The 9978-nt window shown below is 71.3% G+C and carries 7 protein-coding genes; all 7 read left to right on the forward strand.

Annotated elements, in window-relative coordinates:
- Window positions 1-34: 34 nt before the first annotated feature.
- From steA to O2L01_RS16785, 7 genes are read left to right on the forward strand one after another with little or no spacing between them, the layout of a single operon-like run.
- Window positions 35-1237: a putative cytokinetic ring protein SteA gene (steA, locus tag O2L01_RS16755; protein ID WP_270123125.1), complete on the forward strand. Its 1203-nt coding sequence runs from the start codon at window positions 35-37 to the stop codon at window positions 1235-1237.
- Window positions 1234-2163 (forward strand): copper transporter, encoded by a 930-nt coding sequence (locus O2L01_RS16760; protein ID WP_270123126.1) that lies wholly within the window; start codon window positions 1234-1236, stop codon window positions 2161-2163. Before steA ends, O2L01_RS16760 begins: the two co-directional genes overlap by 4 nt.
- A 10-nt stretch (window positions 2164-2173) precedes the next feature.
- On the forward strand, window positions 2174-3070 hold the full coding sequence (locus O2L01_RS16765) for a hypothetical protein (RefSeq protein ID WP_270123128.1): 897 nt from the start codon (window positions 2174-2176) through the stop codon (window positions 3068-3070).
- Window positions 3067-4791, forward strand: a complete 1725-nt coding sequence (gene murJ / locus O2L01_RS16770) for a murein biosynthesis integral membrane protein MurJ (protein ID WP_270123129.1) — start codon at window positions 3067-3069, stop codon at window positions 4789-4791. The genes O2L01_RS16765 and murJ overlap by 4 nt, the downstream gene beginning before the upstream one ends.
- Entirely contained in the window at window positions 4788-5885 is a 1098-nt protein-coding gene (locus O2L01_RS16775; protein ID WP_270123130.1) for a glycosyltransferase family 4 protein, read from the forward strand. The genes murJ and O2L01_RS16775 overlap by 4 nt, the downstream gene beginning before the upstream one ends.
- Before the next feature lie 7 nt (window positions 5886-5892).
- Window positions 5893-8133, forward strand: a complete 2241-nt coding sequence (locus O2L01_RS16780; RefSeq protein ID WP_270123131.1) for a hypothetical protein — start codon at window positions 5893-5895, stop codon at window positions 8131-8133.
- A 43-nt stretch (window positions 8134-8176) separates the two neighbouring features.
- Window positions 8177-9922 (forward strand): CTP synthase, encoded by a 1746-nt coding sequence (locus tag O2L01_RS16785; protein WP_374727649.1) that lies wholly within the window; start codon window positions 8177-8179, stop codon window positions 9920-9922.
- The last annotated feature ends 56 nt before the right edge of the window (window positions 9923-9978 follow it).

Consider the following 9978-nt stretch of genomic DNA (forward strand, 5'->3'; position numbering starts at 1 on the left):
CGGCGTGTGCGATCGGATGGCATGATGATGCACGATGCGTGTACCTAGCTTGCGTTTGCCCGGGCGGAGCCCGGAGGGCGACCCCTCCGATGATCGGCTGGTCGGCACCGCCCGCCTCGACCGCCGCACGAAGCGGCTGTGCGGCCGGCTCGAACCCGGCGACATCGCCATCATCGACCACGTCGACCTCGACCGGGTCGCCGCCGACACTCTGGTCGGCACCGGCGTCCCGGTGGTCGTGAACGCCTCGAAGTCGATCTCGGGCCGCTACCCGAACCTCGGCCCCGAAGTGCTCGTCAAGGCCGGGATCGTCCTCATCGACGGCGTCGGCGACGAGATCTTCGACCGCGTCCGCGAAGGCAAGCCCGTCTCCGTGGACCTCGAAGCGGGCCAGATCTTCTCGGGCGACGACCTCATCGCCGAAGGCGCGGTCCAGACCGAGGAGACCGTGGGCGCGGACATGGAGGCCGCCAAGGAAGGCCTCTCGATCCAGCTCGAGGCGTTCGCCGCCAACACGATGGAGTACTTGAAGCGCGAGCGGGACCTCCTGCTCGACGGCGTCGGCGTGCCCGACGTGAAGACCTCCTTCAACGGCCGCCACGCGCTCATCGTCATCCGCGGCTACAACTACAAAGAGGACATCGACGTCCTGCGCCCGTACATCCGCGAGTTCAAGCCCGTGCTCGTCGGCGTGGACGGCGGCGCGGACGCGCTCCTCGAAGCCGGGTACACCCCGGACATGATCGTCGGCGACATGGACTCCGTCTCGGACGACGCCCTGCGCTGCGGCGCCGAGATCGTCGTCCACGCCTACGCCGACGGGCGCGCCCCCGGCATGGAGCGCATGGACAAGCTCGGGGTCCCCGCGATCCCGTTCCCGGCCGCGGCCACCTCCGAGGACATCGCGATGCTCATGGCCGACGAGAAGGGCGCCGAGCTCATCTGCGCCGTCGGCACGCACGTGACCATGGTCGAGTTCCTCGACAAGGGACGCGGCGGCATGGCCTCCACGTTCCTCACGCGACTGCGCGTGGGCGGCAAGCTCGTCGACGCCAAAGGCGTCTCGCGCCTGTACCGCCAGGACATGTCGATCTCCGCCCTGCTCCTGCTCATCGTCTCCGGGCTCGCCGCGATGGCCACCGCCGTGGCCATCTCGACCGTGGGCCGCTCCTTCGTCGACGTCGTCGCCGACTGGTGGGACGGACTGCTCTTCCAAATCCAAAGGCTGTTCTCGTGATCAACTTCCGCTACCACCTGGTGAGCCTCACCGCGGTGTTCCTCGCCCTCACCGTGGGCCTCATCCTCGGCACCGCCGCCCTCAACGGCCCCGCCATCGAGGCGTTCGAGAGCAACATCCAGAGCCTGCGCGACAGCAACGAGCAGCTCCGGGACCAGGCCGAGCAGATGGAGCGGGACCTCCAGGACGACCAGGCCTTCGCCGAGGCCGTCGCCCCGTCCTACCTCGCCGGGCAGCTCACCGCCAAGAACATCCTCGTCATCGCCCTCCCCGGCGCCGACCCGACGTATGTGGACGGCACGGTCGACATGCTCGGATACGCCGGCGCGACCGTCTCGGGCCGCCTCTCGATCCTCGACGACTACTTCGACCCCGACCGGGCCGCCGAGCTCGGCGACCTCGCCGAGACCACCACGCCCGACACCGTCACCACGCCCGTCACCTACGACGGCGTGACCGCGATGAGCTACGTGCTCGCCGCCGTCACCACCGGCGAGGCCGCCGGAGCGACCGTCGCGATCACCCCTGGCGACATCACCACCGTCACCACCGGCCTGAACGACCTGGGCATGCTCACCGTCGAGACCCAGCCGACCGGCGTCGCCGACGGCGTCCTCATCCTGGCGGGACCCGGCTTCACCGACTCCAACGCGGCCGACCGCAACGCCGGCATGGTCGCGTTCACCAACGCCTTCGCCGCCGACGACCCCACCGTCTACGCGGCCACGACCGACACCGGCGACGGCAACCCGATCAGGACGATCCGCGCCGAGAACTCGGACACGGTGGCCACCACCGACAACGTCGCCCTCACCCAGGGGCAGATCGCCGCGGTCGCCGCGCTCGCCGACTACATCAACACCAGCACCGTGGATCATCTGGGCACGGGGGAGGGCGCTTCAGGGCTGCTTCCCGACGCGGCCTAGTATCGCGCCCATGAGCCAGCTAACGCGCACGGTAGGGCGGGCCTTCATCGGAGGTCTCGCCGCGGGGGGCACGATCGCCGCGATCAGCGCCGTACGCCGCTCCAAGTGGGCGGCCGAACTGGAACGGGTCAACCACAAGGGCGACACCGTCTCCCTGGCCGAAGGCCCCGGGGTCACCGTGGGCGCCACCGCCGGAGCCGTCCTCGGGGCGAACTCCCCGGCGTACGCCGCCGCGGCCGCGACCGCCGGGCTCACCGCCGGAGCGGTCGGCCTCTACGACGACATCGCCGACGCCAAGGGCGAGAAGGCCAAGGGCTTCAAAGGCCACGTCGGAGCACTCCTCAAGGGCCGCATGAGCGCCGGGCTCATCAAGGTCCTCGGCATCTCCACCGCCGGGATCGCCTCCGCCGCCCTCATCGACCTGCAGAACGGCGAACTCACCGACGAGCGCCGCCCGCTCATCCGCCGCCTCTGGAACGTCGGCGTCGGCGGCGGCGTCATCGCCGGGGCCGCGAACGTCGTCAACCTGTTCGACCTCCGGCCCGGCCGCGCGCTCAAGGTCGTCACCCTCGTCTCCGCGCCCCTCTCCCGCCCGGCGGGCGAGAAGTCCCGCCGCCGCACTGCGGCGGGCGGCGCGAACACCGCGCTCGCCGTCTCGGCCGCCGCAGGCGCCGCGATGGCCGAAGACCTCGACGGCAAGACCATGCTCGGCGACGGCGGTGCGAACGCCCTCGGCGCCCTCCTCGGCCTCGCCTACATCGCCCGCACCGGCATGATCGGCCGCCACGTCGCCCTCGCCGGCGTCGCCGCCCTCATCGCCGCCTCCGAAAAAGTGAGCTTCACGAAAGTGATCGCCGAGACGCCCGTGCTGCGGGAGTTGGACGAGCTGGGTCGGACGAAGTCTTGACCGAGACCCGACGCGAAGTCGGTCGTGCCGCCTCGGTCATCGGTGCGATCACCGTCGCCTCCCGCCTGGCCGGATTCGGCCGCACGATGGTGTTCACGTGGGCCATCGGCCTCGGAACCCTCGGTACCGCGTACCAGACCGCCAACAGCATCCCGAACATCATCTTCGAGCTCGTCGCCGGCGGCGCGCTCGCCGCCCTCGTCATCCCGCTGCTCGCCGCCCCCCTCGCGAGGAACGACCCCAAGCAGGTCGGCCACATCGCCTCGGCCCTGATGACCTGGGCCTTGACAATCCTCATCCCCGCCGGCCTGCTCGTGGCGGCCTTTGCGCGCCCGATCATCGTCCTGCTCATGCCGGACAACGCCGCGATCGACGACCCGGCCACCAGGGAAGCGACGATCGACGCGGCCACCGAGATGCTGGTCCTCTTCGCCCCCCAGATCCCGCTCTACGGCGTCGCGGTCGTCCTCACCGGCATCCTGCAGTCCCACCGCCGCTTCGCCTGGCCCGCCCTCGCGCCGCTGCTCTCCAGCGTCGTGATGGCCCTCGTCTACGTCATCTACGGCGCGATGTCCGGGCGCGAAGACAAGGTCGAGCAGCTCGGCCAAGGCGAGATCGTGTTCCTCGCCCTCGGCACCACCTGCGGCGTCGCCGTCCTCGCCGGCTGCCTCATCTTCCCGCTGCGCGGCCTGGGCCTGCACCTGCGGCCCGCCTGGCGCCTCGACACCCACGTCGCCGCCGGCCTGAAGTCCCTCGCCATCGCCGGGGCCATCACCGTCGGCGCCCAGCAGCTGTGCCAGGCCCTGCTCATCCGGCTCGCCAACGGCGGCTCCGACCCGGGCGCCGTAGCGGTCTTCACCGTCTCGCAGACCTTCTTCCTCCTGCCGTGGGCGATCCTCGCCGTCCCGCTCGCCACCGCCGCCTACCCCGTGCTGGCCGAAGCGTTCTCGCTCGGCGAAAACGACCGCTACCAGCATCGCCTCTCCCAGACCGGCCGCGCGATCCTCCTCCTCTCCGGCCTCGGCGTCGCCGCGCTCGCGGGGCTCGCCGAGCCGATCGCAACCGTGCTCTCATCCGTGTCCGCCGACAACAGCGCCAACACCCAGATCCAGATCCAAGGCACTCTCACCGGCCTCGCCTTCGGCCTCTTCGGCTACTCCGTCTTCGCGATCTACTCCCGCGGCCTCTACGCCATCGGCCGTAACAAGTACGCCGCCGGAGCGACCTCGATCGGCTGGGCCGCCGCAGCCGTCGCCGCGATCGTCCTCTCGAACACCATGCCGCTCGAAGACCGCACGCTCGCGCTTGCCATCGCCTGGTCCATCGGCATGACCGTCATCGGCCTCGCGCTCACCGCCGCGATCGCCCGCCACACCGGCGCGGCCAGCCTCGCCGGGATCCCCCGCGCCGCGCTCGCGACCGTCGCGGCTTCGGTCGTCGCCGTCCTCGCGGCGCGCGAACTCCTCGCCCTGTGGGGCCACGCCGACTCGTTCTACTCGGCCCTCTTCCAAGGCGTCGTCGTCGGCGCCGCGACGGGCGTCGTCTACCTCGGGCTCGCCGCGCTCATCGGCGGATCCGGTGTCGTGCGCCCGGTCCTGCGACGCGCTGGCATAATCCGATCGTCTGAACAACCCGAAGACAGTGCGACCGACGACAGCGCGCCCGAAGGCCAAGCGCCCGAAGGGCACGAACCCGAACAACGCAGTGGAGCAGACAAGTGAGCCATCGCCGTATCGCCCTGGTGCTCGGCCCCTCGACCGGCGGCATCGGGACGCACGTAGCGTCGCTCGCGGCCGGCCTCGTCGCTCGCGGTGACGCCGTCCTGGTCGTCGGCCCGCCCGAGACCGAGGAGCGGTTCGGCTTCCGCGCGCGAGGCGCCCGCTTCGCGTCCGCGCCGATCACCGCCAAGCCCTCGCCTGAGCTGCCGCTCGCCTGGTGGGCGGCACGGAACGCCTTGCGGGGCATCACAGGTCGCGGCGTCGACCTCGTGCACGCCCACGGCCTCACCGCCGGGATCACCGCGCTCGCGGCCCGCCCCACCGGCGCGGCGCTTGTCACGACCTGGCACAACCAGCTCATCACGTCCGGAATCAAGCGGCGCGTCTCCGACGAGATCGAGAAGCGCCTCGCGCGCGGGGTCGACGTCGCGCTCGCGGCCTCTTCCGACCTCCACGAGCACCTGGTCGACCTCGGCGCCCGCGACGCGCGCCTCGCGCCCGTCGCGGCCCCGCCGCGCGTCGCCGTGAGCGACGCCGGGGCCGTCCGTGCCGAGCTCGGCATCGGTGACCGCCCGCTGCTGCTCTCGGTCGGCCGCCTCCACCCGCAGAAGGACTACGACACGCTCATCGCCGCCGCGCGCCGCTGGAGCGAACTCGACCGCCGGCCGGTCGTCGCGATCGCCGGGGACGGGCCCGAACGCGAACGGCTGCAAGGACTCATCGACTCCTCCGGCGCCGACGTGCGCCTCCTCGGCCACCGCACCGACGTCGCCGACCTCCTCGCCGCCGCCGACCTCGCCGTCATCTCCAGCCAGTGGGAGGCCCGGCAGCTGTTCGCGCAGGAGGTCATGCAGGCCGGCGTGCCGCTCGTGACCACCCGCACCGGCGGCATCCCCGAGCTCGTGGGCGACGCCGCCGCGTACTTCGAGGTCGGCGACGTGGACGGCCTCGACCGGACCGTGCGCGAACTCGTCGACGACCCCGCGCTCCTCGCCTCCTACGGGGAGAAGAGCCTCGCCCGGGCCGCCACCTGGCCCGACGAGGCCCAGATGCTCGACGCCCTCGACGCGCTCTACCTGGAACTGACGGGAAGATAGCGCCGCCGTGTCGCGAAAACTCGATGCCGGGCGACTGACCCGCAAAGCCCGCAAGGCGATCGCCCGCGGCATCGCCGAGAACCTGGGCCCGATCGGGGCCTGGTTCGGCGTCGCCGTCCTCGCGGCGCTCGCGGCCTTCCAGCTCCTCCCCGAGGACGGCGAGGAGTCGCTGCCCGAGACCGTCGACTCCGTCGTGCTCCTCGGCGTCAACGGTCTGACCTGGACCGACATCGACACCGAGACGACCCCGAACCTCGCCGCGCTGGCCGCGGACGGCTCCCTCGCGGAACTGAACACCAACTCGGGCCGCAGCTTCACCTGCGCCCTCGACGGCTGGCTCACCCTCTCGGCGGGCGCTTCCGCCGTGAGCGACCCGTACGGGCAGGGCTCGTCGTGCGAGCCGGTGTTCTCCGACCAGATCAAGGTCGAGGACGGCGCCGCGACCGTGGAGGACATGAAGGACCTCGTCACCCTCAACCGCGACCTCGACCAGGGCACGCAGCTCGGCACGCTCGCGGCCGGGACCACGTGCGCGACCGCGGTCGGCCCCGGCGCGGCGTACGCGACCGCGAACTCGGTCGGCCGCGTCAGCGCCTACTCGGCCGGCCTGCCCGAGGGCGACGAGCTGACCGACGCCCTGGCCGAATGCCCGCTCACCGTCGTCGACGGCGGCATCCTGCCGATGGAGACCGGCTCGCGGGCCGACGCGCTCGCCGACCTCGACGCCACCGTGGGCGAGCTCGACGCCGCCCGGGGCGAGGACTCGGCGTTCATCATCTCGGGCATCAGCCAAGTGGCCGAACCGAACCGGCTGCTCGCCACGGTCGCGAACTTCGGCGACGAGGACGGCCACAACCTCCTCGACCTGCCCGCCGAGCGGCCCGGGTACCTGCGCCTCACCGACCTGACCGCGACGATCCTGACGCTCCTGGACGCGCCCCTGCCGGACACCGTGACGGGCACGGCCGCCGGCGCCGCCGAGGACTCGCTGTCCTATGAGGACCGCCAAGCGGTGTTCGACGACACCGACACGCGGCTCATGGCCGCGTCCGTCGCCGCCCCGGCCACCCAGTGGCTCCAGGTGCTCCTGTTCCTCGCCCTGACCTTCGTCGCCTGGCCGCTGCTGCACCTGCTGCGCAGCGCCGGCCAGCCCGGCGTGAAACCGCCGCCGCTGTGGCTCATGCGCCTGAACATCGTCTCGGCGCTCGTGTGCGCCCTGTTCGTGGCCGCCGCGATCCTCGCGGACTTCTTCGGCTGGTGGTCGGCCGCGCACCCGGGCATCGTCGGGCCGCTCACGGCCCTCGGCATCGCCGTCGTCTGCGCGTTCATCGCGATCGGCCTGCCCGGCCGCCACGGCCCCGCGAGCCTCATGGTCACCGTCTCCGCCTTCGGCATCATCGTGACCGTCCTCGCGATGCTCCTGCACACCGAGGACCCGCTCGGGACCCTCCTCGGCGACTACACCGTGGCCGACTCCGCGTCGAACGAGCTCGGGCCGGTCGCCACCGGCATGTTCATCGCCTCGCTGTGGCTGCTCGCCGCGGCCGTCTCGTGGCGGCTCCCGCGCCGCTTCCAGTCCCCGGTCATGGCCGGGATCGGCTGCATCGGCGTCCTCATCGTCTCGGCCGGGTTCCTCGGCGACTCCGTCCCCGCGGCCGTGGCCATCATCGTCGGCACCTGCCTCGCGGCCGCCCTCGCCACCGGCGGCTGGGTCACCTTCCAGCGCTTCGCGTGGTCCGGCCTCGCCGGCGTCGCGGTCCTGTTCGGCCTCATGTGGATCGACTACCAGCGCCCGGTCGCCGAACGCGGCGAGCTCGGCTCGTTCCTCGGCGACGTCCTCGGCGACACGAACGGCGTCATCGCCTCCGGCGTCGGCTCGAACATCGTGGCGGTCTTCACCTCCCCGCTGAGCGTGCTCACCATCATGGCCGGCGCCTACTGCTGGCTGATCCTGCTGCGTCCGGGCGGCGGCCTGCGCCGCGCCTGGGGCCTCTACCCGCCGCTGCGCGCCGCGTTCTCGGCCGCCGTCGCCGGCTCCGCCATCGCGGGCCTCCTCCTCGGCAAGGGCCTCATGAGCCTCGGCTCGGCCCTCGCCGTCATGGTTCCCTTGGCGGTCATCATGAGTCACCGCGTGCTCGCCCGCGCGCACGTGAAGGACGGCCAGTACTCGGACATGATCGTCGACGCACCGTCGTGGGTCGATGAGGAAAACGACGGTGAAAGTGTTAGTGTGGAATCCCGTGGATGATGCGATCCACCGGCTGCGTCCGACGAAGCTTGCGACTCGGACAATGGGCACAGCCTTAGCAGCTCGTTCGCCACGAACATCACGGGAGTCCGCCTTGGCCAGCGCCGCTAATGGTCAGATCCGTTCCACGAAGCACCTCTTCGTCACCGGTGGAGTCACCTCCGCACTGGGCAAGGGCATGACCGCCGCCAGTCTCGGCAATCTGCTGACCGCGCGCGGCCTGTACGTGGTGATGCAGAAGATCGACCCCTACCTCAACGTCGACCCCGGCACCATGAACCCGTACGAGCACGGGGAGGTGTTCGTCACCGACGACGGCGGCGAGACCGACCTCGACATCGGCAACTACGAGCGGTTCCTCGACCGCAACCTCTCCAAGCACGCGAACGTGACCACCGGCCAGGTGTACTCCGACGTCATCGCCAAGGAGCGCCGGGGGGACTACCTCGGCGCGACCGTGCAGGTCATCCCGCACATCACCAACGAGATCAAGGCCCGCCTCGCGGCCATGGCCGACCCGGATCCCGAGACCGGCCGCGTCCCGGACGTCGTGATCACCGAGGTCGGCGGCACCGTCGGCGACATCGAGTCCCTGCCGTTCCTCGAGGCGATCCGCCAGTACCGGCACGACATCGGCCGGGACAACTGCTTCTTCCTCCACGTGTCGCTCGTGCCGTACCTGGCCGCGTCCTCGGAGATGAAGACGAAGCCGACGCAGCACTCCGTGGCGCAGCTCCGCAGCATCGGCATCCAGCCCGACGCGATCGTGTGCCGCTCCGACCGGCCGCTGCCGGACGGGCTGAAGAGCAAGATCGCCGGGTTCTGCGACGTGGACGACGCGGCGGTCGTCTCCGCGCCGGACTCGAAGTCGATCTACGAGATCCCGAAGACCCTCCACGCCGAGGGCCTGGACGCCTATGTGGTCCGCAAGCTCGACCTGCCGTTCCGCGACGTCGACTGGACGAGCTGGGACGACCTGCTCGACCGCGTGCACAACCCCGTCGCGACCGTCGAGGTCGCGATCGTCGGCAAGTACGTCGAGCTGCCGGACGCGTACAAGTCCGTGGTCGAGGCGCTGAGCGCGGCCGGCTTCGCGAACCGCGCGAAGATCAAGCTCCGCTGGGTCGTCTCCGACGAGTGCGTCACCCCTGAAGGCACCGCGAAGGCGCTGGCCGGGGTCGACGCCGTGGTGATCCCGGGCGGCTTCGGCGACCGGGGCGTGCCCGGGAAGCTGCAGGCGCTGACGTGGTCGCGCACGCGGCTCGTTCCGACGCTGGGCCTGTGTCTCGGCATGCAGTGCATGGCGATCGAGGGCCTGCGCGAGGTCGCCGGGCTCGTGGGCGCGAACTCCGAGGAGTTCGACGGCGAGGCCGAGCACCTGGTCATCTCCACGATGGCCGACCAGACGGACATCGTGGCCGGGCGCGGCGACATGGGCGGCACGATGCGGCTGGGCACCTACCCGGCGCAGCTCGCCGAGGGCTCGATCGCGGCCGAGGTCTACGGCGCGACCGAGGTCAACGAGCGCCACCGCCACCGCTATGAGGTGAACAACGCCTACCGCGACCAGCTGGTGAAGTCCGGCTTCGTGATCTCGGGCCTGTCGCCCGACGGCCGCCTCGTCGAGTTCATCGAGCTCGACCGGGACGTGCACCCGTACTACATCGCGACCCAGGCCCACCCGGAGCTGAAGTCGCGCCCGACCCGCCCGCACCCGCTGTTCGCGGGCCTGGTCGAGGCCGCGCTGAAGCGCCAGGCGTCCGACCGCCTGGACCTCGAAGCGGCGTAAGGACATACGAGCGAGCGGGCCGCTCCCGGTGGGGGAGCGGCCCGCTCGCGTTCGTC

This window comes from Glycomyces lechevalierae (assembly GCF_027622945.1).
GTDB lineage: Bacteria > Actinomycetota > Actinomycetes > Mycobacteriales > Micromonosporaceae > Glycomyces > Glycomyces rutgersensis.